The sequence below is a fragment of the Mesorhizobium oxytropidicola genome (genome assembly GCF_056174625.1).
This window is the reverse complement of sequence record NZ_JBWBWK010000003.1, coordinates 244,959-269,226: the sequence shown is the minus strand read 5'-3', so window position 1 is coordinate 269,226 and position 24,268 is coordinate 244,959. Positions and strand designations below refer to the sequence as shown.

General features: G+C 59.6%; 26 protein-coding genes and 3 pseudogenes. 20 read left to right on the top strand and 9 right to left on the bottom strand.

Going from position 1 to position 24,268, the window contains the following annotated elements:
• Positions 1–41 precede the first annotated feature (41 nt).
• From AC0V8S_RS40755 to AC0V8S_RS40715, 9 genes and pseudogenes are all read left to right on the top strand, one after another.
• The gene (locus AC0V8S_RS40755) at positions 42–794 is read left to right on the top strand and encodes a PAN domain-containing protein (RefSeq protein ID WP_475439238.1); all 753 of its coding nucleotides are present in this window, start codon (positions 42–44) and stop codon (positions 792–794) included.
• A gap of 52 nt (positions 795–846) precedes the next feature.
• Complete coding sequence (locus tag AC0V8S_RS40750) at positions 847–1,719, top strand: PAN domain-containing protein (protein WP_475439237.1); 873 nt, start codon at positions 847–849, stop codon at positions 1,717–1,719.
• Positions 1,720–1,722: 3 nt separating this feature from the next.
• Positions 1,723–2,019, top strand: coding sequence for a hypothetical protein (locus AC0V8S_RS40745; protein ID WP_475439236.1), 297 nt, complete (start codon positions 1,723–1,725; stop codon positions 2,017–2,019).
• Entirely contained in the window at positions 2,007–2,906 is a 900-nt protein-coding gene (locus tag AC0V8S_RS40740; RefSeq protein ID WP_475439235.1) for a glycoside hydrolase family 3 protein, read from the top strand. Before AC0V8S_RS40745 ends, AC0V8S_RS40740 begins: the two co-directional genes overlap by 13 nt.
• A gap of 44 nt (positions 2,907–2,950) precedes the next feature.
• Entirely contained in the window at positions 2,951–4,018 is a 1,068-nt protein-coding gene (locus AC0V8S_RS40735) for a PAN domain-containing protein (protein WP_475439234.1), read from the top strand.
• A 28-nt stretch (positions 4,019–4,046) separates the two neighbouring features.
• Entirely contained in the window at positions 4,047–4,415 is a 369-nt protein-coding gene (locus tag AC0V8S_RS40730) for a hypothetical protein (protein ID WP_475439233.1), read from the top strand.
• Positions 4,416–5,066, top strand: a complete 651-nt coding sequence (locus AC0V8S_RS40725) for a PAN domain-containing protein (RefSeq protein WP_475439232.1) — start codon at positions 4,416–4,418, stop codon at positions 5,064–5,066.
• A gap of 97 nt (positions 5,067–5,163) precedes the next feature.
• Positions 5,164–5,703 (top strand): annotated as a pseudogene (locus AC0V8S_RS40720) (PAN domain-containing protein); the annotation flags it as partial.
• A gap of 51 nt (positions 5,704–5,754) precedes the next feature.
• Positions 5,755–6,039: a PAN domain-containing protein gene (locus AC0V8S_RS40715; RefSeq protein ID WP_475439512.1), complete on the top strand. Its 285-nt coding sequence runs from the start codon at positions 5,755–5,757 to the stop codon at positions 6,037–6,039.
• Between the two features lie 154 nt (positions 6,040–6,193).
• On the opposite strand, the gene AC0V8S_RS40710 is transcribed toward AC0V8S_RS40715, so the two are convergent.
• Positions 6,194–6,793: a hypothetical protein gene (locus tag AC0V8S_RS40710; RefSeq protein ID WP_475439231.1), complete on the bottom strand. Its 600-nt coding sequence runs from the start codon at positions 6,791–6,793 to the stop codon at positions 6,194–6,196.
• A gap of 1,005 nt (positions 6,794–7,798) precedes the next feature.
• Here AC0V8S_RS40710 and AC0V8S_RS40705 point away from each other — a divergent pair.
• From AC0V8S_RS40705 to AC0V8S_RS40695, 3 genes are all read left to right on the top strand, one after another.
• Positions 7,799–8,896: a helix-turn-helix transcriptional regulator gene (locus AC0V8S_RS40705; protein WP_475439230.1), complete on the top strand. Its 1,098-nt coding sequence runs from the start codon at positions 7,799–7,801 to the stop codon at positions 8,894–8,896.
• 86 nt (positions 8,897–8,982) lie between these two features.
• Positions 8,983–10,104, top strand: coding sequence for a helix-turn-helix transcriptional regulator (locus tag AC0V8S_RS40700; RefSeq protein WP_475439229.1), 1,122 nt, complete (start codon positions 8,983–8,985; stop codon positions 10,102–10,104).
• Between the two features lie 48 nt (positions 10,105–10,152).
• Positions 10,153–11,079 (top strand): LysR family transcriptional regulator, encoded by a 927-nt coding sequence (locus AC0V8S_RS40695; RefSeq protein WP_475439228.1) that lies wholly within the window; start codon positions 10,153–10,155, stop codon positions 11,077–11,079.
• Between the two features lie 479 nt (positions 11,080–11,558).
• On the opposite strand, the gene AC0V8S_RS40690 is transcribed toward AC0V8S_RS40695, so the two are convergent.
• The 5 genes and pseudogenes from AC0V8S_RS40690 to AC0V8S_RS40670 form a co-directional block, all read right to left on the bottom strand.
• Entirely contained in the window at positions 11,559–11,993 is a 435-nt protein-coding gene (locus AC0V8S_RS40690) for a PIN domain-containing protein (RefSeq protein ID WP_027038690.1), read from the bottom strand.
• A 3-nt stretch (positions 11,994–11,996) separates the two neighbouring features.
• A complete protein-coding gene (locus AC0V8S_RS40685) occupies positions 11,997–12,245 on the bottom strand; it encodes a type II toxin-antitoxin system Phd/YefM family antitoxin (protein ID WP_475439227.1) in 249 nt (82 codons plus the stop codon).
• A gap of 296 nt (positions 12,246–12,541) precedes the next feature.
• Entirely contained in the window at positions 12,542–12,991 is a 450-nt protein-coding gene (locus AC0V8S_RS40680) for a hypothetical protein (protein ID WP_475439226.1), read from the bottom strand.
• 13 nt (positions 12,992–13,004) lie between these two features.
• A complete protein-coding gene (locus AC0V8S_RS40675) occupies positions 13,005–13,667 on the bottom strand; it encodes a DUF6946 family protein (RefSeq protein ID WP_475439225.1) in 663 nt (220 codons plus the stop codon).
• A gap of 159 nt (positions 13,668–13,826) precedes the next feature.
• A pseudogene (locus AC0V8S_RS40670) lies at positions 13,827–14,083 on the bottom strand (transposase); the annotation flags it as partial.
• Between the two features lie 131 nt (positions 14,084–14,214).
• Between AC0V8S_RS40670 and AC0V8S_RS40665 the strand changes: the two are divergent.
• Positions 14,215–14,676: a phasin gene (locus AC0V8S_RS40665; protein WP_475439224.1), complete on the top strand. Its 462-nt coding sequence runs from the start codon at positions 14,215–14,217 to the stop codon at positions 14,674–14,676.
• A gap of 895 nt (positions 14,677–15,571) precedes the next feature.
• The gene (locus AC0V8S_RS40660) at positions 15,572–16,033 is read left to right on the top strand and encodes a hypothetical protein (protein WP_475439223.1); all 462 of its coding nucleotides are present in this window, start codon (positions 15,572–15,574) and stop codon (positions 16,031–16,033) included.
• 662 nt (positions 16,034–16,695) lie between these two features.
• Here AC0V8S_RS40660 and AC0V8S_RS40655 read toward each other — a convergent pair.
• From AC0V8S_RS40655 to AC0V8S_RS40645, 3 genes are all read right to left on the bottom strand, one after another.
• Complete coding sequence (locus tag AC0V8S_RS40655) at positions 16,696–17,016, bottom strand: hypothetical protein (RefSeq protein ID WP_258598202.1); 321 nt, start codon at positions 17,014–17,016, stop codon at positions 16,696–16,698.
• Positions 17,017–17,376: 360 nt separating this feature from the next.
• Positions 17,377–17,976 (bottom strand): cold-shock protein, encoded by a 600-nt coding sequence (locus AC0V8S_RS40650; protein ID WP_475439222.1) that lies wholly within the window; start codon positions 17,974–17,976, stop codon positions 17,377–17,379.
• Positions 17,977–18,048: 72 nt separating this feature from the next.
• The gene (locus AC0V8S_RS40645) at positions 18,049–18,297 is read right to left on the bottom strand and encodes a hypothetical protein (RefSeq protein ID WP_475439221.1); all 249 of its coding nucleotides are present in this window, start codon (positions 18,295–18,297) and stop codon (positions 18,049–18,051) included.
• Positions 18,298–18,523: 226 nt separating this feature from the next.
• On the opposite strand from AC0V8S_RS40645, the gene AC0V8S_RS40640 reads away from it, so the two are divergent.
• The 6 genes and pseudogenes from AC0V8S_RS40640 to AC0V8S_RS40615 form a co-directional block, all read left to right on the top strand.
• Positions 18,524–19,483 (top strand): NUDIX hydrolase, encoded by a 960-nt coding sequence (locus tag AC0V8S_RS40640; protein ID WP_475439220.1) that lies wholly within the window; start codon positions 18,524–18,526, stop codon positions 19,481–19,483.
• Positions 19,484–19,549: 66 nt separating this feature from the next.
• Positions 19,550–20,524 (top strand): quinolinate synthase NadA, encoded by a 975-nt coding sequence (gene nadA, locus AC0V8S_RS40635; RefSeq protein WP_475439219.1) that lies wholly within the window; start codon positions 19,550–19,552, stop codon positions 20,522–20,524.
• Complete coding sequence (locus AC0V8S_RS40630; RefSeq protein WP_475439218.1) at positions 20,521–22,065, top strand: L-aspartate oxidase; 1,545 nt, start codon at positions 20,521–20,523, stop codon at positions 22,063–22,065. Before nadA ends, AC0V8S_RS40630 begins: the two co-directional genes overlap by 4 nt.
• Positions 22,062–22,916, top strand: coding sequence for a carboxylating nicotinate-nucleotide diphosphorylase (nadC, locus tag AC0V8S_RS40625; RefSeq protein WP_475439217.1), 855 nt, complete (start codon positions 22,062–22,064; stop codon positions 22,914–22,916). The genes AC0V8S_RS40630 and nadC overlap by 4 nt, the downstream gene beginning before the upstream one ends.
• 158 nt (positions 22,917–23,074) lie before the next feature.
• A complete protein-coding gene (gene bioB / locus AC0V8S_RS40620; protein ID WP_475439216.1) occupies positions 23,075–24,016 on the top strand; it encodes a biotin synthase BioB in 942 nt (313 codons plus the stop codon).
• A pseudogene (locus AC0V8S_RS40615) lies at positions 24,013–24,246 on the top strand (8-amino-7-oxononanoate synthase); the annotation flags it as partial. The gene bioB and the pseudogene AC0V8S_RS40615, both read left to right, overlap by 4 nt.
• Positions 24,247–24,268: the final 22 nt, after the last annotated feature.

Genomic DNA, 24,268 nt, shown 5'->3' with positions numbered 1-24,268 from the left:
GCGGCAACCCGCCGCCTACGAAGCCATCGGAGGATAGAGGCATGTGGAAGAACGGATTGGCGAAGTGCCTTGTCTTGCGAACGATGTCCTTCGGCATGCCCGTCGCGACCATGGCCGCGATATTGCTACTGGGAGCGTCCGCGCCAACGACTGCGCAGAACGCTCCCGCGGAAGAACTGTTCAACTACCCTGACACGCTCCTGAACGGCATCACCAGCGCACAGGTTTCCCTGTCACTGGAACAATGCCGAAAACTCTGCGAGGGACGCACAGGCTGCATGGCCTTCGACCATTCTCCGAAAAACGAATGCCGCCTGTTCGCCAGCGTAGGTGGAGGTCGTTCCGATACGGGATCGACCGCGGAAACACGAAGCTTGCTTTCGAACTACCGCGATCCAACTAACCCTCCGCTCGCGGCCAGGTTGGAAAAGCTCAAGACGACAGACTCGGATGGCCATGAGCTCTTCGCCTTGAGCAAAGTGGCCTTCGATCGCGGCAACCGCGATGTCGGCATGCAAGCGATCAACCTTGCGATGCAGAGAGGCAGCCAGGACGCCAAGCTCGAAATCGCGCGCTGGTACGACCCGAGGACGTTCGCGCAGGACCGCGTAGACGCCGCAGATGCCAACAAGGCAGGCAGGTCTTATTTCGAACTTGCCCTGGAGGGCAATTCGGAAGCCAACAAGCTCCTCGCCTCGCTTTGCCAGGATGCAACCGACAGCAGTTCGAGCCATGCCGCGGCGTACGAAAGCTTCCTTCGCACCACCTACTGCGAGGGGTCGATCAATCCCTGACCGAGCGCGATGCATATCGGTAGTGGTTTGGGCAATTGGGGAAGCTGAGGGGATGCAACAAAGTCGTCGGGGCCGCGCGCGCGCAGCAGGGATCGCTTTCGCGCTGCTCTTCCTGTCGCTAACTGGTTCTGGAATTGCGCCAAGGGTGTCGGCCCAAGGGCAGTCAGATTTTTTGGACTATCCCGGTACCGCGCTGAGCGGCTCTCCCAGCGCAGAGTTCCGCCGGCCCCTGGATGACTGCCGGAAAATCTGTCAGGCGCGTTCAGGCTGCGCAGGCTTCGACCATTCCTCGGCAACCAATATCTGCCACTTGTTCGCCGGAATAAATTCGGCGCAGGCAGATACGCTCTCGACGGCTGGCACTCGCCAACGCATTCCGGGTTATCACGATCCCGCCAACGCCGAGTCCTGGTACTACGCGTCCTACAGCGGCGTCGACCTCTGGGGTGGCGACCTCGTTCCGAAAGGCATGGCAGCGCGCGATGCGGAAAATTGTCGGGCGATATGTGACAGCCAGAACTCCTGCCGGGCATTCACCTACAACCTCGAAGCCAACCGTTGCTTCCTGAAATCGGGCTTCGAGTTCGTGCAGTCCTACTCGCTGGGGAGATCCGGCCTCTACTTCAAGGCCACGCCCGCGGCCCCTCCCCCAAGCCTGACCGTTGGATGGGAACTTTTCACGACAAGCGGTTTCATCGGAGATGGCACGCAGTCATCCGCAGTCTCGTACCAGGAATGCATGCAGCAATGTGACTCGGACGGCCGCTGCGGAGGCTTCACATGGACCATCGCGCGGCCGAACCGATGCTATCTGGTCTACGGCTCGAACCTCTATCCAGTGCGCAGAAAGGGCATGACCTCGGCGCGGAAAAACAGCCGGACAGTCATGCCCGACTTCGTCCGTCCTGTAAGCCCAAGGAATTGAACCATGTCGCGATGGATCGCAACCTTCATTGCTGTCGCTTGCACGCTCCTTGGCATTTCCGCACCGCTGCGCGCTGACCCGGCGCCGGAAGCCCACCTGCGGAAGGCCAACCTGTACCGCGCCGTCGAAGATGGCAGGCTGCGGCAGATGATCGGGCAGATGGTGCTGGTCGGCTTCGTCGGCGACAGTCCGGACGATGATGGATACAAGCGGGTCGTCAAACAGGCAGAGGCAGGTGAAATAACTGGCGTCATCTATCTGGGGCGCAGATCTCGAGCCTTGAGGCAGTGCGGCAACTGAACAAAGGCCTGCAGCAATACGCCACGACCCGCCTGCTTGTCGCCATCGACCAGGAGGGTGGCCGCATCCAGAGGCTTACGGGCGAGGTCGGGTTCAAGGAGGTGCCCAGCGAGGCGACAGTCGCAAAGACCATGAGTCCCGACGCGGCCGTCGTGGTTTACCAGAACCTCGCGTCTGATCTCTCCAGCTTGGGATTCAACCTCAATCTGGCTCCCGTCGTCGACCTCAACGTCAACCCGGCGAATCCCATCATCGGCAAGCTTGGCAGGAGCTTTTCCGCCGATCCGCAGAAGGTTGAAGCGTACGCCAGGGCCTTTATCGAAGCGCATCGGACAAAGGGAGTGCTGACGGCCCTGAAACACTTCCCTGGACACGGCTCTAGCACCAAGGACAGCCACAAGGGAATGGCTGACGTCACCAAGACATGGAGCGAGAAGGAGCTTCTTCCCTACAAGGGTCTGATCGCGTCGGGGGACGTCGACATGGTCATGGCCGCGCACGTCATAAACGAGAAGCTGTCCTTTTCGTACGATATCCCCTCTTCGCTGTCCCGGGCGACGCTGACCGGGCTTCTGCGGGACAACATGCATTTCAAGGGCGTGATCATCAGCGATGACATGCAGATGCAGGCCATCACCGACAACGTCAGCTTCGAGGACTCAGTGCTCAGAGCGGTTTTCGCGGGGAACGACATCCTCATATTCGCCAACGACAAACACCCTGATCCTGCGATCCCGGAAAAGGTCGCCACGCTCCTTTCCGAAGAGGCGCGGCGGAATCCCGAAATGCTCGAACGCATCACGAAATCCTATGAAAACGTCATGCGCCTGAAAAGGAAGCTGGGGTCGGTCGTTTCCGAGGACGCGACGTTCGTGCGGCAACGGTAGCGCTGTTTCAGGCTGTGAGCCAACCGGTGGGGAAAGCAAGATTCATGCCGGCATTTGCATCTCTTCACGCGGTCGCGGGACGCCTTCCAGGCGTGGCGGTCGCTATAGCCATCGCCCTTGCGTCCGGAGCTCCGCCGGCGAAAGCGCAGTCGGACGGGCAGTTCTTCGACTATCCCCAGACTGCACTCGACGGGGTCATCAGCGCCAAGATCAGTGTACCGCTCGGCCAATGCAAGGAACTCTGCTCGTCACGTTCGGGGTGCGTTGGTTTCGACCATTCGCCAGATGATGGCATGTGCAGGATTTTCGCGACCATCGTCGGCGCGACGGAGAGCCAATCGCATACGGCAGGCACTCGCAGTCGCCTTACGGGGTATCGCCCGCCAATCAATCCGCCCGTGAACGACGCCGCAGCCGAGATGCTTAGCCGTTCTTGGGCATGCCTGCCTGCAAGCGAAAACTCCAATAAGCTGCACCTATCGTGGAACGTGCTTTTCGACCGCGGCTGGAGGAAGACCGACAGCGAAGCCGTTTTCATCGATCGTCGGATTCAGACTGTCCGAAACACCGATGCGAACGTCATCACTACGCTGTCGTTGGAGACAACGTTTCAGGTAGATTTGTCGAAGCTCGGGACGGTCGAGATTGACCGAAACCTAGTCACTCTTCAATGCGCCAACGGTGACAGTTGCATCCGGTCCCTCTCGTCGACCAGCCTGTCGACCGACTGTCGCGGCTTTTGCGGCGGGCAACCTTGGACCGCCGAAGCCAGCAAGAGCCGACAGAGGCTTCGGTTCTGCGACGCCGACGCTGCATTGAACGCAACGGTCGCGCTACGCCAGCTCAATCCCAGAGTGACGGTCTCCACGACTCAGCCACAGGAACTTCGCGATCCATCCCTGGTGTGCTGGATCACGGACCCAAGCGGCACGCCGCTCAACATCAGAAACCGACCCTTTGGGGAGCTGACGGGAGAAGTCCTCCAGAATTCCCGGTCCATCAAGGTGACCCAGTTCTCGTGGGATCCGAGAGGGCATCCATGGGCAGCCGTTCCGGGCGGCTGGTCGAGCGCGAAGTACATGACGTGCCAGGCACCCGACCCGTACGAATGAGGTGCTTAAGTTTAAAGGAGAGGCCGCCATGAAATGGAAATTCGAAAGGCTTTTCGGCGTTCTCGTCGTTACGGTGGCTCTTTTCCCGCTTCAACATAGCGCTCCAATCTACATTCCGGGCCTCTTCCTGTTCATCCGTGACCAAGACCTTGTTAATTGGGTACAGCTCCACATGGCAGATGCAAGTTTCGCCCACTGGTGGGCCGCAATTAGCCTGTTTCTGATCGCAGTCTACCTGGGGATGCGAGCTCGCGACATTGGCACCAACGATGAAAAATCGCGTGTCCGCATAGCTCGACCAATATACGAATGGCGATGGAAAGCCCTGTTTTGCGCAGTACTAACTAACAGCTCTGGTCGGGGCTCTCCTGGCCAGTCGCCATTAAAGGCAACTTGAATGCTACAAATCAACACTCCGCAAATCTGGCTTCTTTTCGGCATCGCATTTGCTGCCGCTACCTTTTGGACCGGAGTCCGGCCAGGTCGCGCTCAATCAACCGAGGTGCTCTTCAAATATCCGCACACCAGCTTGAAAGGTACCGCCAGCGCGAAGATCAACATTCAACTGGAGCCCTGCAGGAAGGTCTGCTCCGATCGCTCAGGCTGCGCGGGATTCGATTACTCCTCTTCCGACCATATTTGCAGGCTTTTCTCGGCTGTGGATGGTGCTGAGGAAAGTTCGTTGCGCACGGCTGGTACCCGAAGCCCTGTCGAAGGGTATCGCCCGCCGATCAGTCCACCTGCGCCACCAGCGGCGAAGATACACGATCATGCCAAGCGAGCTTTGGAGGCTCAGGTCAAGAAGCCGCACATTGAGCCGAAGAAGCGGCAACGGCCGCGCTCCGGCACGCCACTCGTCGGTGAGAAGCCGAAGAAAGAGGCGAAGCGGCGGCCACCTGGCGCACAGTCAACGGCAGATTCGGTCGCCCCCGACACGCTCACTCCGAAAATCAAGTTCCATTCATGCGGCGGTAGCCAAGGTTTCTTTCAGATCCCGGCATCCCAGAAATGTCCGCAGGGTAGGTCCAGAGTCAATGAAAACCCCTGACCCCCGATCAGTGGGAAGCCGGTCACGCCTCGGATTGCATGCCAAAGGCAATCATTCTCGTCACGAGGGGACTTCCGATTCTTAGAATGAGGTTCTTATGCTCACCATAAATGGGCCTTTGCCAATGAAAGCTCGGCGAGCCCGACTTCTTTTTGCCGTCGCTTCTGTGGCCACTGCCCTCCAGTGCTCTGGAAGTCGTCCGGCGAATGCTCAATCGGTCGAGGTCCTCTTCGACTATCCTCAGACTGTCTTGAACGGACCCGTCAGCGCGACGGTCAAAGTCCCGTCGGAGTCCTGCAGGAAGCTCTGCTCCACGCGATCAGGCTGCGTCGGCTTCGACCATTCGTCATCCGGCGACATTTGCAGGCTCTTCTCGGCCGTCGTGGGCGCAGGAGACAGCCAGGCGCACACCGCCGGCACCCGCGGCCTAATCGCTGGATACCGGCCGCCGACCAATCCGCCTGCGGCGCCCGCGCCGGAGCAGGTGGTTGCCGTACCCCCACCGTCGGCCAGTTTCACGCGATTCCGCAACAGGGACCTCACTGGCAGTTCGACCGCCTCCATGGCGGCACAGGATGTCGACCAGTGCGAGGCGTTTTGCCGAAACGCGGGACCCTCGTGTCGAGCCTACACTTACGACGCTTGGAACAGAAAGTGCTTCCTGAAGGGGGAAACTGGCCAGCTCCTGATGAACGCCCGCGCCACAAGCGGAACCATTTCAAACCTCGGCACACCAAGCTCGTCGGGCGCGCCAATGCAGATGGAATACTTCAACAACAAGGCCTTTTCCGGAAACGGCTTCCGTGTCTTGGCATCTCCGAACCGGGACGCCTGCGGAAATGAATGCTGGAAGCTGGAACAATGCGTGGCGTTCGGGTTCACCCCTGCGCAAAGACGCTGCGTTCTCTTTGAGCAGCCCGGGGAATATTTCAGCAGCCGGGGCACCGACAGTGGCGCAAAACGCCAGAACTGAGGTCTTAACGCTTGCCGTCGTCGGCCGCCGAACACCGCGACCCACGACACAGTGGACGGCAGCGTCTGAGTTTGTCCGCCTGACGTTGCCGACAATGCTACCTGGCGGTTGATGTTTCTCGACGTTTAGATTTGTGACGTGACAAGATTCGAACTCAGAAATTCTCGTCGAAGCATGATCCGGTTTGGTTGCACCGCATGCCCTGGACGCTGGAGTAGCAGCGGCAGTCGCAGAGGCTGAGTATCGGATAGCCCTTCGGACAGCAGTAGGCTGTGGAATCGGGCGGCGTGCAGGAGGACCAGCCGCAATTCAGCCGCCCGGGGCATTCACCGGACGCCAGCGCAATCGACGGCAGAACGGTGGCGGCGGCCGCACCGATGAAGGCCTTGACCAGCGCCCGCAACGCGTGGCGCCGTGCGGAGCGGACGAACTGATTGGAGTTGGCCCCCTCCGCAGGCTCGACCAGGGATGGTGTGGTGGACGCGTGGCCGTAGGCGCTACGGATGGCGTAGACGCCGACATGCAACAGCCAAAGGAGAACCGCCACCGCCGACAGCGCCGCCAGCAGGTGGCGGGCCACGCTCAGATTGCGGAATGCATCGCCATAGACGGCCGCGATCGCGAGGCTAGCCGCCCATAGCGACAGGCTGGCAGCCGCAAACAGGAGGGACTCCCGCATGCATCTGGGACACCGGCCGATCCGGTAGAGAAAACCGAACCTCGGGGCGATGCTGACTGAATCACGCTTCTTCACGTTCCCTCATCTCCTCGTTTCGGCTAGGGGCGCTTGCGGAGAGTTGCTGCCTCCGCTCCGTCCTGGCCGCAATCATCCACTTCCACTAGCCGTGCTTGCATGAAGGTTAGTGAAGCGGTTTGCACGTTACGGGATCAGCGGCGACATTGCCCCCGCAGTTGCCGCCGCTGCTGCCCCCCGTGGATCGCCTTTGAGCCGGTGGTGTATATCCGCCATTCCCCGCTGCAAGACCTGCAGCCAAGCCGCCTAGAATTGCATTGGCGGCGGCGTCGTTGTCCGCTTGGATGTTGCGCGCCTCGTTGGTGACGCCACCATTGTTTGATATCCGCGCAACCCAGTTGTTCCAGCCTCGGTCTGATGCGTAGAGAAAGCATCGGCCATACGACTTGTGACAATCCGCCATTGCCCTGGCAATGGCCGTGTCAGTACTGGGCTGGGACCAGTTCCAGTAACATCTTGATGAGCTACCTGACACTCCGGAAACGATTGCCTTGTGTCCAGGCTTTCTCAGAAAGATATTATTGTGGCTTGGTGTACAGGCGTTGTAGGCAGCCTGATCTTCTGGGAGTGACACACAGCCTGTCTCAGCCAGAAGTGCCAGAGCTAGCGCTGTTGCCGCCGCGATCGCCAAAATCTGTCGAATCAATTGTTGCACAGTACCCCCAGGGGGTTCATTGAGAAACACAGCGCGATTGAGATGCCCATTCTCAGCGTGCCGCGCAGGTGCCTCCTCCGTCGTCCTTTTGACAACCATTCCCCTGTTCGCATGAGCAAGCGCGAGCGGGAGAAACGGCCGTAGCCAGAGTGCTACCTGCCACTAAAAGCAACAGAGCAAAGCCTGTACATGAGAGCAGAACTCGCATTTCATTTTTCCTTTGTTCATCGCGGCTTGGCTGCGCACAGTTTTGACCATTTTTGATCGTGGGCAGAAGTGCCAATGAGGACTATAAGCAGCTAGTATTGGGCCGTGCATGACCCATTTGGGTTATCTGAGAGGGAACCAGTGTGGGCGCAGCGTTTGATTTTGACGCAATTGGTGCTTCCTTCGCAAAAGCAGCAGTTGACCCTACCCAATGGAACGCTGCAATGGAGGCGGTTACCGAGCTGACAGGCAGCGCCGGCGCTGTCCTCTTCGACACCAAGGGACGCTTGCCGGGCATCCCGCGCAGCGCTTCGATGCAGCCCTCGTTCGAGGCCTATGTCCGCGACGGCTGGATCCACCACGACGAGCGGTATCGCATCGTACCCCTGATAGAGCGTCGGGGGGTTGCGACAGACCTTGACCTGCTGACAGTCGAGGAAATGAACAAGCATCCATACTATCAAGAATTTCTGGCGCCTTTTGATCTCAGGTGGTTCGCTGGCGTCAAGGCCGCCGCCGATGGCGACCTATGGTGCATGTCGATCCAGCGATCTGGAGAACAGGGTCCTTTTTCTGACGATGAACTCCGACAACTGGCAGGTTTTTCCAAGCGACTAGGCTCAATGGTAGCGGTGGCAAGAGCGCTAGGCTTTGCTCGGGCGGAAGCCGCGCTCGAAGCCTTCGATGTGAGCGGAACAGCAGCAGTAATGCTAGACCGGGAGGGTGGTGTGCTGCGGACGAATCGTCCGGCGGACCAGTTACTTGGACACGATATTCAGATTACCCATCGCCAACTGGTATCGTTTGACAAGAACGCGACGGACGCCTTGAGACGGAGGCTGCGTGAAATACTTTGGATGGCGGTTCCGGCGGATTCCACGACGCCCGTCCTGCTGCCTCGGATCGGCAAGCGCCCGCTACTTGCTTATTTGCTGCGTCTTGCGACCGTTTCGTATAATCCCCTAGCGCCTTGTCAGGCGATGATTGTGCTTGTGGATCAGGCCAGTCGTCGCGCGCCACCCGCATCCGTTTTGCAAGACTGTTTCGGCTTAACCTTGGCCGAGGCGAAGTTGGCTGGCAAGATTTGCTCAGGAACACAAATTACGATTGCCGCTGACCAGTTGGGAATTTCATATGAGACTGCCCGCACCCAACTCAAGGCCGTTTTCGCCAAGACCGAGACGCATAGGCAGGCGGAGCTTGTAGCTCTGCTAGGGGGGCTGACGATCGGCCGGCGTTGATCGCTTCAAGCGTGAGCGCACAGTGAAGAAAACAACTCGGCCGGCTTGGGACACATTTTAGGGAATTGTTGGTCATGGATGGCGACTTGATCGATCGTATCTACGAGGCGGCAGTCGTGCCAAGCCTTTGGACGGGTCGCGGTGTCCTGGATCTGCTCGCCAAGGTCGGTGATTGCACGGATACCGCCTTCTTCGCGGTGAACACGAAGGGGATTAGCGGCTGGACGGCGAACGAGCCCTGTCTTCAAAAGATGGAAGTTTACGTTCGCGAGAATTGGGTTGCGAGTAACCCATATCTCACATCGGAGCGGCAAGCGCGCTTTGATGAACCGAGATTCCTTCTGGATACTGAGGTCATGTCCATCGAGGAAATGCAGCAGAGCCGATACTACCGGGAGTTCATGCGACCTCAAGGAGTCTATTGGCATGCCGGCACGTCGATTACATCGCCAACCGGCGACGTCATCAAATTGTCCGTGCATCGGAAATACGATGAGGGCCCGCTAGGTGCAGACGTAACCAATCGCTTGACGGCATTGCGGCCGCATCTGGCCCGCTCTTCCTTGATAACCGCGCGCCTGCGCTTCGAACAGGTCCGAGGGGCCGTCGAAGCCTTTAACATGATCGGCCTGCCCACCGCCGCCCTGAATTGCGGACGCCTTGTCGCCTCCAACCAAGGTTTCGAAAGGCTGCTGCCTGACGTCGTGCAGGATCGAAGGGCGCGGCTGACATTCACGCAATCCGCGGCCGATGTGAGTTGGCATAATTTGCTTGAAGCATCGCTCTGTCGCGGAGGCACCTTTCCAATCGCGGCCGGCCCCGAGCGTGGCGCCATGATCGTACATGCCTTGCCGATCGTCGGTGCGAGCCGCGATATTTTCGCGATTGCTGACTTGCTCTTGATCATCACTTCCGCAGAAGAAGATGCTGCAATAGACCCAAAAATCTTGGAGGGACTGTTTGATTTGACGGCCGCTGAGGCAGCCGTCGCACGCGAGCTTTCAAAGGGCAAGACACTCCGCGACATCGCCAGCATTCGGGGGGTGGCAATGGATACCGTTCGTGGGCAACTTAAGGTGATATTCGAGAAGACGGGTATGCATCGGCAGGTGGATCTTGTTCGGTTACTTTCGGGGATGAAAGCTGGCTCAGCCCTTCAGGTGCGCCTGGAAAATCTGCCGTCGTTTGGCAGGAGAACAGAACCCTGATTTGGGATCAAAGCACTGGGGATCATGCCCCGTTTGGATTTGTTCATCGTGGACATCAGGCAGTTAAGATACTTTGTCGGCGTCGTCGAAGCCGGCAGTTTCACGAAGGCAGCTGCGACCCTCAACGTTGCTCAAAGTGCTCTAAGCCTGCATGTGCGGCAACTGGAGGAAGGATTTGGCACCCAGCTGCTGGTTCGCGATAGGACCGGCGTTAGTGTCACGGCGTCCGGTGCAAAATTGCTTGAGCGCGGTCGGAGCATCCTTAGGGAAATTCAGCTCACTGAGGCGGAACTGACCAACTCGGTGGCGGCTCCTTCCGGAGAGGTGACCATTGGTATTCCGTCTGGCGCCGCTCGCGTCCTTAGTGGTCCCCTGCTTGAATCGGTAAGGAGCGAATTGCCGAGGATCTCGCTTAAGATGATCGAGGGCATGACGGGACCGCTTGAGGAGTGGATGGCGGGCGGCCGTTTTAACCTGGCTGTGCTGTACCGCACCGCCGAGAGCGTGCGGCAAATGACGGTGCTGGCCCGCGAAGAGTTTTGCCTTGTAGTGCCGCCTGGTCAACCTCCTTTCGAAGGGTCAATAGCGCTCGCCGACCTGCACGCGTTTCCGCTGGCGGTTCCCATGCGCAACAACAATGCCAGGCGTTCGGTGGCTGATGTCGTTGCCCAGCACGGCTGTGTGCTGGACGTCAGATTCGAAGTCGACTCCCTTTCCACGATCATCAATATGGTCATGGAAGGAAAGGCGTATTCCATCCTTACCCCGTCGGCCATTCAGAAAGAGGCGTCTCAAGGCCAAGTCCGCACGGTTCAGATCATTGATCCAGTGATCACCCGTTCCGTTGTGCTTGCCGTCAACCCAAAAGATGAGCGCTCTCCAGCCGTGTCCGCGGTCCGCAGGCTGATCCCCAAGGTCGTAAGGACTTTGATCGAGAGCAGGCACTGGTCAGCCACGCTTCCGGACCGGGTTTAGGCCCATCCTTCAAACCAAGTTCCAGCTGCTACCGCTCCTCCGCCACTGCTTGAGCCGCATTAATGTGGATTCGAGATGGTTTTGGGCGACATACGATATTTGACCGCATGCGACTATCGCGATGAAATCGCAGAACAGCGAGGCTCGGTTCGGATATCGGCCGTTCTCGTATCTGGCAGGAAATGGATTGATATCCATCGAGCTGGCACGGTCATCAGGGGATTATGGGGGCTTTCTGGCCATTGAACGGTTACCTGAAGGTTGTTCGAAACGAGCCAAGTTACAACGCCGGGCGATCTCGGCTACCTCAACTTGAGGAAGGAACGACCCGCGCGCCGCAAGAAAACAAGTATCCTCGCGGTGCGAATTTCGGCGCGGGCGAACCACCGCGATCAGTGGGGGCAGATTACATCTACGACCGCGATCAATCTTGGTTCGAGACCACCCCGCTTCGCGGTCGCTCGTTTCGAGCGCGTGGACTAAGCCGGGAGTTCCTTGAGCGGGTTCGCCCACGGCACCCCGAGCGGCTGAAAATGCCGCTCGTTTGCCGTCAGGACCGTGTAGCCTCGCGCTGCCGCCGTGGCGGCTATCGCGATGTCTTCGAAGCCGGGATCATGCGCCCGCGCCCGGTCAATGATCGCGCCGGCGTGGCGGGCCTCCTCGATGCCGAACGGCAGGATGCGGCCAGCATAGAGCTGCTCGACGGCGGCGAGCCAGCGGCGCAGCCGTGCCGCCTTCGTCGTCGCGCCGATCCTGACGGCGCGGGTAATACCCGCCTCGATTTCCGCGACCGTGACCGTCGACATGTACAGATGGTTATTGTTCTTGTGCAGCCAGTCGGCGAACGGCTGCAAGCCGACTTCCTTTTTCGTCGGCGCGTCGGCCGACACGATATTCGTGTCCAGTAGATACACGGGCTAAAAGCCCTTGCGCAAAGCGCGGGCGGGCTTCCGCCTCCGTTCCGGAATGTCGTCGGGGTCGCCCGGGAAGGCTAGCAGGAGGTCTGCAAAGCTGGGCACCTTGGAAACCCTCTCCCATTCTTTGAAAGACACGAGCACGGCCTCCGGCTTGCCGTGGCGGGTGATCACGGAAGGCTCCCCGGCAACGGCCTGGTCGACCACCGCCGACAAGGTGGCCTTCGCGTCCTTCAGCTGAATCTCTCTCATGTCGACGTCTCCATATGACTACCAATGGTCATAGTCTGTTTTGTTGACAGGTTCAAGAGATAGGATCTTTGTCCTATCTTCAATTGACGTCTGGAGTGCTGCCGTGGGCGGAAATCGCCGCAACCCCGGACGATGGAATTTGCCGCCGATTCTGCTCGGCGAGCTCAGTCGTACTCACGTTCCGAGAGCAGCACGACACCTCAAGGCTGCCACAATCACCACGCCGGCGGGGCACTCCCTCCTTGCCGCTCCGCAATCGCGGAGCCGGTTAGTCGAAAGTATCTCATCTTACGGCACTACGCTGCCACAAGGTCTCGCCCGACAGGGTTGAGAACGAAGTTGTTGCGATATTTTTCAAACAAACTCTCAACTTGATCGACCCGGAAATAGCGCTCGGCAGCCGTCTTGCTGGTTGGTTTATCCCTGCGCGCGAGGGCGTCGGAAACGTCTCTCGGGATCAGGTAAATTGCCCTGCCATTTGTTACATCTGGCAGAAGGATAACGATTGCAAGCCAATCGAACTGATCGAAGTCGTCGTAGGTGACGTAGGACGGCCCGTGTTTGAACGTTCGAGATTTTACAGACACCCTTTGCGGGGAATGCCCGACTGGCTGAGCGATGACATCATAGCCAGGCCAGTTGTCAGGAACTTTGAGAGCCGGCACTCCGGCAAGGGTCAGTTCAGCGGCGACCACCATCTCGCAGGCGTCACCCATCTGCTTTGACGTGTACAGTCTCGTTTGCAAGATGATGGAGCCTTCAATGTGAGAGATGTTCTGGATTTCCGGTCGCCCAACCCAACCGAAGGCGTCGGCCACTTTTCAAAACGATGATGATTGGTTGGTCTGGTCGAGCCGACACGCCGAAAAGGCTGGCAAACCGCTCGAAGTCAGCGAACCACATCCGGGACACGGAGAAGGAATGTACGATCATCGCCGCTTCGTCCGTCTTGAAGCGTTTCGCCTCCAACAATGCTGATGAGGTTCGATGCAGCAGTTGGTAGCGCACGTCCGATGGGGGTACGGCGTCTAAACCCAGCAGATCGCGGATTTGAAGCATGCGAAGTCGCTTGCCAACTGAGGGTTCTGCAAACCACTCGCCGACTGTTGGCCCGAATGGTTCCTTGACCTTGCCTTCAATGGTAGCCGCGCATGTCTCTTCGCCAAATCGGATCAAAGCGAAGACATCGCTTTGGCTGTCACGGCCCCCACCGGCCAACGGCACCTTGTGCTCGGGAAAGGCAGCCAACAGTTCAGCTGGTTTGTCGAACATGGCGGCGATTTCGGACGGCAGACCCTTCGCCTTTTCCCAGCTGTGCGCGAGCGTTCGAGCCGAATAGCCCATTCGCCAATGCTTGGCGGGATCAGCCAAGAACGCCTGCCAGCTATCCGGCCCTGAGCTGGGAACATAAATTTGCGACATGCCGACAAGCCTCTCGAACTATGCGAGCCATGGCTATCATAATCAGATCATAACTCAGTTGATGTGATTGTTAGAATTGGAAGGTTTGGCTTCACGAAAACGAGGGCTGGAACCATCAAGCTCTTGCGAGCCTGCGGTGAGCAGGCGAAGGCGAGCGACTTACATCCAGGCTTCTATGGAAGCGATGGATTTCTCCCAGTCCCTGGCGAGCCTGCGGCACGCCCCAGCCGTGCGAATGTGCGCTCAACGACCGAGCGGCGCGGCAGGATCCCGAAGCCTTTGGCTTTATCCGTCCGCGTGACGATCTCCAGGGTGAACGTGCCAGCCTTTTGCATCGCGCCCTTAAGCTTCGGTCCGACATGGCCGCCGTCGGCAAAGACGTGTCGCAGCCACGGCCAGCGTTCGAGAATGTTCTTGGGGGTATTTGTGTAGCGCCAGGCACAGCCGCTCGCGCAAATTCATGGCAGCTTCATAAATCCGTTGCGGCGATTTCGTAGATGAAGGAGACGGCTTTGTTTTGAGGCCGCCCCTGGAAAAGGATGGAACAATGTCCAAGATCATCGGAAATACCGAAACGATCGAAAACGCCGGCTCCTCTGCCTTCGACCCCTCCAAGTCTGTCGAGCAAATCCGTGCTGTCGCCGAACAGGGCATTGAGCGGTCGAAGGAGGCATTTTCCAAATTGAGTTCGGACGCCGAAACGGCTCAAAGGGCTTTCGACTCCACCTTTGAAATGGCCAAGACCACCAGCAACGAGATGCTCCTGAAGACGATTGCCGCTTTGCAAGCCAATGCCGAAGCCGGCTTCACGCACCTCGAAGCACTGGTTGCCGTGAAGTCGCCGTCCGAGTTTTTCGAACTGCAGACCGCATTCCTGCGCAAACAGATCGAGAAGTCCGCCGAGCAGGCCAAGGCCCTCCAGGCATTGATGTTGAGAGCCACGGAGGACGTGTCCAAGCCGATCAAGGATGCCTTTGAGAAGACTTTGAAGGTACACAAGGCCGCCTGATTCTTTCAGGCAACGCGAGACCGAAAGTCAGTACCTCGTCCACTGGGGCACCTCGCGCTCGTCTTCTTCCATTTGGTCGGACGGCTTTGTCTGCCCGACCTCATCGCAGTGACGTCGTCCTCACGGTTTTCGGCGCTTCTTGGTTCTCCCCGCTGTAGGCGGACAAGCCGTGCGATTTTTTCATGCAATGAGGTGGTGCGCGGCAAGTCGGGGAATGCACCGCTTGTCGCCGTCTCGACAATCGCGCTGCGCACCGCTTCGGGGTCTCTGCCAATGCACCAAGGTCGACAGCGACGTGTTCGCCTGGAAGCTAGGGTACATTGCCGCGACTACCCTTCGCGAACAAGAGCGGCTAGCCTCAACAAGCCCGGAGCACGCCGGGGGACGGCCCAGCGCCGGCCCTGCTGTCCGACATACCGGCGTCGATGAGCACAGGGTTGCCTAGATTAGCGTGATAGGCATTGACGAGGATGCGGCTATGCGGGCTGCCGGCCGTCCCTCCGGACCAGGTCGATACTTTGCTGATCACTCATGCATCCCGACCATATCAACGGCGTGCTGACCTTCTGCCAGAAGGCGTAGTCGGTAGCGGCGACGACGAGCTCTGCTTCGGGAAATAGCACCTCGCCGGATCGCACTCTAAGCAACGGTAGGAGGAATTGCGCTTGTGGAATACCTCGTCGATCGATGTAGGATCCATCGACTTTCATAGATTGGCCACCTGTCAGCAACCAACATAAGCATTGCCGCGCGCCCTATAGACTCGCGAGATGATGATCGCTCGTCGGCCTCGGCGTCAAGCACAGCTTGTGCGGGTACGAACGGAACCATTCACCTTGCGGAACAGCAGCAGTTGGGCAATGCTCGCCACTAGAGCATACCGTGGGGGCAGTAGATGGGCGAAGGGGCTTACCCAGGCGAAGGCGCCGACACAGCGCAGATCATTCGGCTGGCAAATGAATATCGTGAGGCTGCGCACAGTCTCCTCGCCCGTAAACTGAATGGGCTATCCTTAGCGCCGTGCCGGCTTGTCGCTGTTCATGCCATTGAACTCTATTTAAACGTTTTTCTTCGGGAAGCCGGCGTTCATGCCGCCGAAATACGTGGCTTCCAGCACGACCTTTCCAAGCGGGTGGAACGTGCGAAGAAGTCCGGTCTGGTTCTGCGCAAGCGCACGCAGCAGCATCTCGAGCAGATGACATCCGCACGGGAGTATGTAGTCACCCGGTACGGTCCGGAGATGACGAACACGTTGTCCCAAGTGAATCGTCTGATGGCGACTTTGGATGAACTGGACAAGAGGATTTCGTCCCTTGTCAGGTCAAAACGCGGCGATGGCTCGACATCGAAGAATTAGCAACGTTCGCCGGCGCCTTATGCTTGGATCTTTGTCGGTGCCTTGGCGGACGCGGGGTTTGGAAATTGCTTATGGCAGAAACTCATCCGATCTGGTGATCGCGGTAAGCGCAATCGGCTCATCCGCCGGCTGCAACATCAAGAGCAACATCAAATGGCATCGCGACCGGTCATGATCTGGTGCCTGCCAGCATTCTGCCAGTTCCTTTAGCGATTACTAATATGCTATATGCAAAAATGTGAGGGGTTAATTCCATGGGGCAGTCGCAAAGGCATATTGCACTGATGTGGCTTATCCTGGCTGGCGATGCGGAGGCCCACGATTGGTACACCGGCAAGACTGATCCCATTCTTCATTATAACTGCTGCGGCAACAAAGACTGTCACCCAATCGATTCCAGCGACGTCAGGGCGACCAAAGACGGCTATTACGTCAGGCTAACTCGTCCCACCTACATGAATGAGCCACAAGGAGGGGAGTGGTTTATCCCCAGAGAGCGCGTCCAGGCGGCGCCGGATGATCGATACCATATCTGCGAGCGTTTGATGACGTTCTATCGGACGGTCACTCCACATATGAAGTACGAGACCTTTCACAGGTTCAGATGGACGTGCTTCTTCGCACCAATGGGCACAGGTTAGATCGACGGGATGTAACCGAGCCTACATCGCGTTTGCAGGTGCGAAGAAGCAGTTTTCGTGCTCCTCGGTCGGATGCAGGCAGATGTGGAAATTGTCGTCGCCGGACGGAATGACCACGTCGTATGGCACGAAGTAGCGATTCTGATGAGTGACTTTCCGATGGTCGCCTGGTCGCAAGATGATCTCATAGCCATCGGGTCGCGGTGTTACTGTTTTGCTGGGAATCTTACCGCACTCTCCGGTCACCGGGTCGCCGTGACAGCAGGCCGGTGGATAGGTCCAGCTATCAGCGCTATGCGCAAACGCAGAGACATCCTTGAGCGCGGCAGCCGCGACGATCACGCCTGCCAAGCCCGCTATGCGTCGTGTTCCGACCGCATTCACCAATGGTCCCCTAAGCGGCGGCTAAGGTCGTCACAGCCTTTATACATCATAAGTCGGCGCTAATGTAGGCCGGAAGCGTCTATGCCAAGACCGGCAAGGACCGGGTGCGTGACACTCAAATGCCAAGCCAACGGCATAGTTCACAGTACTTGGGAAGATCCAAATGCGAAGCCGCTGGACCATTCTTGCTGCTCTGTTTGTCGCCCGTACCGCCTTCGCCTTCCAGTTTGAGAGCATAGCGGCCGTTGCGCCACAGCCTAGCCAAAGTCTCGGTGCGAGGTTGGCCGATATCGGCATCTTAATCGGGCTCAATTTTTACTAGGCGAGGCGAATGCTCCGGACTTCCAAGCCTTTCTTGCCTTGCCCGCATGCGACAACCACCTTCTGTCCCTCCACCAGCGCACTGAGCCCTGAACGGGTCAGGGTGCTGGCATGAACGAAGACGTCCTTCTCACCGTTGTCAGGAGCTATGAAGCCGAAGCCCTTTTCGGGTTTGTACCACTTGACCGTGCCCCCGCTCTCTGGCGGCGCACCCGTCTCGACGCTCGTCTCTCCAGGGACGCGGGTATGCGAGGGAGTTTTCGCGATCGGATCGCCGATCTCCAGCACCTGAGCGACTTGATGACCTTTTGGACTTTTTTCGACCGTGACCTTCAGAAGCGTCCCCTCGGCAACATCTCGGTTTCCGGCAGCCTCCAACACTCGGACGTGCAGATAGGCCTCCGTGCCGTCCGACAGTTTGACGAAGCCAAAACCCTTGCTGACTGTGAACCACAATACCTCGGCGTCGACGGGTTGCGCGGTCACGGTCGCCGGGCGCTGAAAGTAGCTTGGCTCGGAGGTCCGTCCCGAAAAGGAAACGGGGTCATCGTCATGGCGATGCCCGCGTGGCTCGCGATGGTCTCGATATTTGCCCATGATCATCTCGACTGGCATGGATGGCGAACTACGCTACCGTCAAGACAATCTCAATCGGGCGACGCGTTTATGTCAAATGGCCGTGATGGCCGCAGCTGTGCCCGGCCTATCGGTCGAACCCTTTGAAACTAGATTCATTTCACCTGAAACAATAGTGCCGGCGAGTCGATTTATTGACTCGTACAGGTTGTGCTCGAATGCATTGATGGCGGCGCGGGCGAACTGGAGAAGAATGTCGCAATGTCGATCGACGAGCTTTGCAATCGGCGTGGCATAGGCGGTCAGCAGACGAACGTCGTCCCGCCTTTTTCGAACGAACATCTGGCGGCGTGATCGCGTTGGAGTTAGCAACCGCACTCGATGGACGCGTCCTTCCCCAACGTTACCAGCCACGGCTGTCGCATTTGGCACATTTTTGTGTAGCCGCCAAAAGCCGAAAATCGCCACGACGCGTGGTGTTGACGGGCCGACAATTATCGTACAAATACCGAATTAAATCGGTTCAGCCGCCTACGCGGCAAAGCTCTGCCCAACCACTTCGGGGACCATGGACGATCGCGCAAAAGGCATCAGGAAAGGCAAGGCCGCAGTTAAGGCCAACGACGTCAAAGCCGACCTGATCGCCGTCGTTGTGGCAATGAACGGTGGGGGACCTTGTGTTCTCACCGTTGGACAGGAAGCCGCGCTGCCCTCGGGGCCATTCGAGCTTGCTCATCGTTCGCCGCAGTCGGGCCTCAGGGGATGGGTGGAACAACAGACAGGCCAGCCGCTCGGTTATATCGAACAGCTCTACACCTTCGCCGATCGCGACCGGATCGGCGGTGAACAGCGCGTGATTTCGATCAGCTACCTCGCGCTCACCCATCCAGACAAAGCTGGCGGCTCGGACGGGCGCCACTGGGGAAGCTGGTACGACTATTTCCCGTGGGAGGATCACCGCTCCGGCACACCCGCGGTCGTGGACGAATTGCGGCTGCGCCTCATCGAATGGGCAGACGGCGCTGACGACGGCGCGACGCGCCTCGACCGGCGACGGCGGGCGGCGATCGCCTTCGGCTTCGACGACCGCCATTGGAACGAGGAACTCACGCTTCAACGCTATGAGCTGCTCTACGAAGCCGCCCTGGTGGAGGAAGCGATGCGCGGCGGACATTCGGCGGCGCCTACCTCGGTATCTGGCAAATCCATGATCGCCGATCACCGCCGCATCCTGGCAACGGCTATGGCGCGGCTGCGCTCCAAGATCAAATACCGGCCGGTCGTGTTCGAGCTGATGCCGCCGCTCTTCACACTTCTGCAGCTGCAGCGAACCGTGGAGGCGCTCTCCGGCAGGCTCATCAACAAGCCAAACTTCCGCCGGCTCATCGAGCAGCAGGACCTCGTTGAGAAGACCGGTGAGACGACGGCGGAAACCGGCGGCCGGCCGGCGCGCCTCTACCGCTTCCGCCACGACATTCTCGACGAGAGGCCCGTGGCTGGGACAAAATTGCCGCTTGCGCGGGCTTGACATCGCTTATAGTCACAACGAATATATAGATCACTTATATTCATGTAGACTATAACTGGAGGCTCGATGAGCGCCGTCCTGCCTTCGGGTGCGTCCCTGTACGACCGCGTCCGGCGCGTTATCCCCGCGATCGAATGGCCGGTATTTGCCGGCGATATCGATGCCATTCTCGATCTGAAGCGGCAGCACAATGCCGTCATCCTGGCGCATAACTACCAGACGCCGGAGATCTTCCACTGCGTCGCCGACATCGTCGGCGACAGCCTGGCTCTTGCCCGCAAGGCGATGTCGACTGAAGCGGATGTCATCGTGCTTGCCGGCGTGCATTTCATGGCCGAGACGGCGAAGCTGCTCAACCCGCAAAAGACAGTCCTCATTCCCGATTTGCGCGCAGGCTGTTCGCTGGCGGACTCGATTACCGCCGAGGACATCCGGCTGCTGCGGCAACGCTATCCGGGCGTGCCTGTCGTCACCTACGTCAACACGTCGGCCGAAGTGAAGGCAGAGTCCGACATCTGCTGCACGTCAGGCAATGCGAAAGCCGTCGTGGAATCGCTTGGTGTTCCCAGGGTGATCATGCTGCCGGATGAGTATCTGGCCCAGAACATCGCCGCCCAGACCGACGTCGAAATCATCGCCTGGAAAGGGCATTGCGAGGTACATGAGCGCTTTACGCCGGCCGACATCCGCCAGCTGCGCGAGGACCATCCCGGTGTGATCGTGCTGGCGCATCCCGAGTGCCCGCCCGAAGTGGTCGCGGAAGCGGACTTCTCCGGTTCTACCGCCGCCATGTCCGATTATGTCGGGCTGCAAAAGCCGCCGCGCGTCGTGCTGCTGACGGAATGCTCGATGAGCGACAATGTGGCGCTTCAGCATCCAGAGCTCGAGTTCATCCGGCCCTGCAATTTGTGCCCGCACATGAAGCGCATCACGCTTGCCAACATCCGCGCCGCACTCGAAGAGAACCGCCATATCGTGACCATCGAGCCGGAGATCGCCGGGCGCGCGCGACTTGCCGTCGAGCGGATGCTCGCCGTATGAGTGCGGATGTGCGCAGCTTCTTTGGCCGGCCCATCATCATTGGCGGCGGCATTGCTGGATTATTGACCGCGCTTCATCTGGCGCCAGAACCCGTGCTTGTTTTGTCCAGGACGCCGCTCGGATCTGAAGCATCGAGCGCGTGGGCACAGGGCGGGCTGGCTGCCAGTCTTGGCGTTGACGACGATCCGGCGCTGCACCTCGCCGATACGCTCGCCGCCGGGGATGGGCTGTGCGACGCAGACATCGCAAGCCGCATTCTCCATGCGGCTCCTAACGCGATTGAGGCCCTGGAAAACCTTGGGGTCCGCTTCGATCGGACGCCTGAAGGAGCACTGCGTCTTGGCTTGGAGGCCGCGCACGGCCGCCGGCGCATCGTTCATGCCGGCGGCGACGGCAGCGGACAGGAAATCATGCGCGCGCTGGTCGCCGCCGTACGAAACGCTCCGTCGATTGTGGTGGTCGAGGGTGTGGAGGCGCGGCGGCTGGCGGTCGAGGACAATACGGTCCGGGGCGTTTGGGCAAGCTGTTCGATGAGCCCTGTGTTCCTGGGTACGGGACGGGTCGTCCTCGCGACCGGCGGGATTGGCGGCCTGTTCCGCGACTCGACAAACCCGCTCGGCAGCTGCGGGCAAGGCCTAGCACTTGCAGCCCGCGCGGGTGCTGTCCTTGCCGATCTGGAATTCATCCAGTTCCACCCGACGGCGCTTGACGGGCCGGCTCGCCCGATGCCGCTGATCAGCGAAGCGGTTCGCGGCGAAGGCGCGACGATTGTCGATGAGACTGGCCAACGCTTCCTCGAAGACTTGCATGACGCAGAACTCGCGCCGCGCGACGTCGTGGCGCGCGCCATCTGGACCCATCTTTCGAAGGGCCACCGCGTCTTTCTCGATGGACGAGAAAAGCCCGGCCCGACATTCGCACGGCAGTTTCCGACGATCGCATCAACCTGCCGGCGCGCCGGCATCGACCCAGAGCGCGACCTCATTCCGATACGGCCGGCCCAGCACTATCACATGGGAGGCGTCGCGGTGGATCGGGAGGGACGCTCCTCCGTTGCCGGACTGTGGGCTTGCGGCGAAGTCGCCTCGACTGGACTGCACGGCGCCAACAGGCTTGCCAGCAACTCGCTGACCGAAGCTGTGGTGTGCGCGCGCTGGGTCGCCGAAAGCGTGGCGGGATCTGCGATCGGCGTCAGAACACGATCGACGGCACGCGAAATTCCGGCGCCCGATTCAGTCTCCTTGCGTCCCCTCCTGACACGCGCCCTTGGCGTGAAGCGTGATGGCGAGATGTTGCGCGAGACCGTTCGGACATTGCTTCCGCTGGCCAGACGCCACAATGTGGCGTCCGATCCCGCCGCAGTGGGACTGATGATCGCGGTTGCCGCCTTGCTGCGCCAGGAAAGCCGCGGCGCTCACTACCGCACGGACTTTCCCGATCGTGCTGCCATCGCCCGCCGCTCCAGGCTCAGGCTTGATGAAGCTTTAGCGACATCCGACGAACTCGCATGTTCGTCAACGCTTGAAGAGGTCGAGCCATGAACCTCTCGCCGCTTCCCGCAATCATGCTCGAGCCCCTGGTGCGGGCAGCGCTTCTGGAAGATCTCGGCCGGGCCGGTGATCTGACGACCGACGCCATCGTTCCGAAGGACCTTCGGGCAACGACCGTGCTTTCGGCACGGCAGAGTGGAGTTGTCGCGGGGCTCGATCTGGCGATGCTCGCTTTCAGGCTGATCGATGAGAGGATCGAGAGTACGCTTGAGTGCCCGGACGGCAGCGAGGTGGCGCAAGGACAGACCATAGCGTCGGTGAGCGGGCCAGCCCGAGCCATTCTCACCGCCGAACGCACCGCGCTTAATTTCCTCAGCCATCTGAGCGGCATCGCCACGGCGACGGCATCGATCGTCAATGCCATCCACAACCACAAGGCGAAAATCGTCTGCACCCGCAAGACGACGCCCGGTTTGCGGGCAGTCGAAAAATACGCGGTGCGCGCTGGTGGCGGCGCCAATCACCGTTTCGGCCTCGACGACGCCATCCTGATCAAGGACAACCATATCGCCATGGCCGGAGGAATCCGCCCGGCCATTGAACGAGCGCGTGCGAGTGTCGGCCATCTCGTCAAGATCGAGGTCGAAGTCGATACCCTGGCCCAGCTGGAAGATGTCCTGGCTCTCGCCCCCGACGCTGTGCTGCTCGACAACATGTCGGTCGACGAATTGCGCCATGCGGTATCGATGGTCGCCGGTCGATGCATCACCGAAGCATCGGGCAGTATCACCGCCGCCACGGCGCCAGCAGTCGCCGCGACCGGCGTCGATATGATCTCCATCGGCTGGCTTACCCACAGCGCGCCGATCCTGGATATCGGCCTTGATTATCGGGACTCATGATCGACTGACAAACGGACGGCAGCGGGCCGATAAGCCTTCCAGTCGCCGTCAATCCGCCAGCAAAGAAGCCGTAACGCCAGAACCCAGGGAACAGGACAGGGATGCACGCATCGAATTCGACGAAGACAATGCCACAGGCGCAATGCAACGATGGCGGGATGTGGACCCTGGAGAAGGCTCGGGCTGTTCACGACGCGCCCTTCAACAATCTCCTCTTCCTCGCGCAAACCGTCCACCGCGAGAATTTCGATCCCAACAAGGTCCAGCTCAGCCGGCTTCTCAGCATCAAGACAGGCGGCTGCCCGGAGGATTGCGGCTATTGCAGCCAGTCCGCGCATCACGAAAGCGGGTTGAAGGCCTCGAAGCTGATGGAGGTCAGGCGCGTCATCGCCGAAGCCACCAAGGCGCGCGATGCTGGCGCCACCCGCTATTGCATGGGCGCGGCCTGGCGAAACCCGAAAGCGCGCGACATGGATGCAGTGGTGGCGATGGTCGAAGGCGTCAAGGCGCTGGGCATGGAGACCTGCATGACGCTCGGCATGCTCGATCTTGAGCAGACCGCTCGTCTGAAACAAGCCGGTCTCGACTATTACAACCACAACATCGATACGTCGGAACGCTACTACAGCGAGATCATCAGCACGCGCAGCTTTGCCGACCGGCTGGAGACGCTCGAACAGGTTCGCCAATCCGGCATCAAGGTCTGCTGTGGCGGCATTGTCGGCATGGGCGAAGAGCCGGTGGACCGGATCGACATGCTGGTGACGCTGGCCAACCTGCCGGAACATCCGCAAAGCGTTCCGATCAACATGCTGATCCCGATCGCCGGCACCCCGCTTGCCGAAGCCAAGCCGATCGAGCCGATCGAATTCGTGCGCGTGATCGCGCTGGCGCGCATCATGATGCCGAAATCGCATGTGCGTCTTTCTGCCGGCCGCACCGCCATGACCGACGAGATGCAGGCGCTGTGCTTCTTTGCCGGCGCCAATTCGATCTTCGTCGGCGACACGCTGCTGACGGCGGACAACCCCGGCGAGGACAAGGATACCCTTCTGTTCCGGCGCCTCGGCATCGAGCCGATGGAACTGGAGGCGCAGTGAAGGGGGCACCGCTGGCCCGGTACGAGGCGACCTTGCAGGGACTGGCGCGCAAGGACCGGCTGCGGACGATTGTGCCGCGCGCCGGCCTCGACTTCTCGTCGAACGACTATCTCGGGCTTGCCGCCTCCAAAAGGTTAGGCGATGCGGTCGCGGCGGCGATCGCGCGGGGCACGCCGGTTGGCGCCACCGGGTCGAGGCTGTTGCGCGGCAATGCACCTGAGCATGTCGCCGAACCGGACATTTCCGCCATGG

Bases quoted from the DNA above. Each gene is read 5' to 3' on its own strand.
- AC0V8S_RS40755 (WP_475439238.1), top strand. From the start codon at position 42: ATGTGGAAGAACGGATTGGCGAAGTGCCTTGTCTTGCGAACGATGTCC.
- AC0V8S_RS40750 (WP_475439237.1), top strand. From the start codon at position 847: ATGCAACAAAGTCGTCGGGGCCGCGCGCGCGCAGCAGGGATCGCTTTC.
- AC0V8S_RS40745 (WP_475439236.1), top strand. From the start codon at position 1,723: ATGTCGCGATGGATCGCAACCTTCATTGCTGTCGCTTGCACGCTCCTT.
- AC0V8S_RS40735 (WP_475439234.1), top strand. From the start codon at position 2,951: ATGCCGGCATTTGCATCTCTTCACGCGGTCGCGGGACGCCTTCCAGGC.
- AC0V8S_RS40730 (WP_475439233.1), top strand. From the start codon at position 4,047: ATGAAATGGAAATTCGAAAGGCTTTTCGGCGTTCTCGTCGTTACGGTG.
- AC0V8S_RS40725 (WP_475439232.1), top strand. From the start codon at position 4,416: ATGCTACAAATCAACACTCCGCAAATCTGGCTTCTTTTCGGCATCGCA.
- AC0V8S_RS40715 (WP_475439512.1), top strand. From the start codon at position 5,755: ATGAACGCCCGCGCCACAAGCGGAACCATTTCAAACCTCGGCACACCA.
- AC0V8S_RS40685 (WP_475439227.1), bottom strand. From the start codon at position 12,245: ATGAGAGAGATTCAGCTGAAGGACGCGAAGGCCACCTTGTCGGCGGTG.
- AC0V8S_RS40675 (WP_475439225.1), bottom strand. From the start codon at position 13,667: ATGTCGCAAATTTATGTTCCCAGCTCAGGGCCGGATAGCTGGCAGGCG.
- AC0V8S_RS40665 (WP_475439224.1), top strand. From the start codon at position 14,215: ATGTCCAAGATCATCGGAAATACCGAAACGATCGAAAACGCCGGCTCC.
- AC0V8S_RS40660 (WP_475439223.1), top strand. From the start codon at position 15,572: ATGGGCGAAGGGGCTTACCCAGGCGAAGGCGCCGACACAGCGCAGATC.
- AC0V8S_RS40650 (WP_475439222.1), bottom strand. From the start codon at position 17,976: ATGGGCAAATATCGAGACCATCGCGAGCCACGCGGGCATCGCCATGAC.
- AC0V8S_RS40645 (WP_475439221.1), bottom strand. From the start codon at position 18,297: ATGTTCGTTCGAAAAAGGCGGGACGACGTTCGTCTGCTGACCGCCTAT.
- AC0V8S_RS40640 (WP_475439220.1), top strand. From the start codon at position 18,524: ATGGACGATCGCGCAAAAGGCATCAGGAAAGGCAAGGCCGCAGTTAAG.
- nadA (WP_475439219.1), top strand. From the start codon at position 19,550: ATGAGCGCCGTCCTGCCTTCGGGTGCGTCCCTGTACGACCGCGTCCGG.
- AC0V8S_RS40630 (WP_475439218.1), top strand. From the start codon at position 20,521: ATGAGTGCGGATGTGCGCAGCTTCTTTGGCCGGCCCATCATCATTGGC.
- nadC (WP_475439217.1), top strand. From the start codon at position 22,062: ATGAACCTCTCGCCGCTTCCCGCAATCATGCTCGAGCCCCTGGTGCGG.
- bioB (WP_475439216.1), top strand. From the start codon at position 23,075: ATGTGGACCCTGGAGAAGGCTCGGGCTGTTCACGACGCGCCCTTCAAC.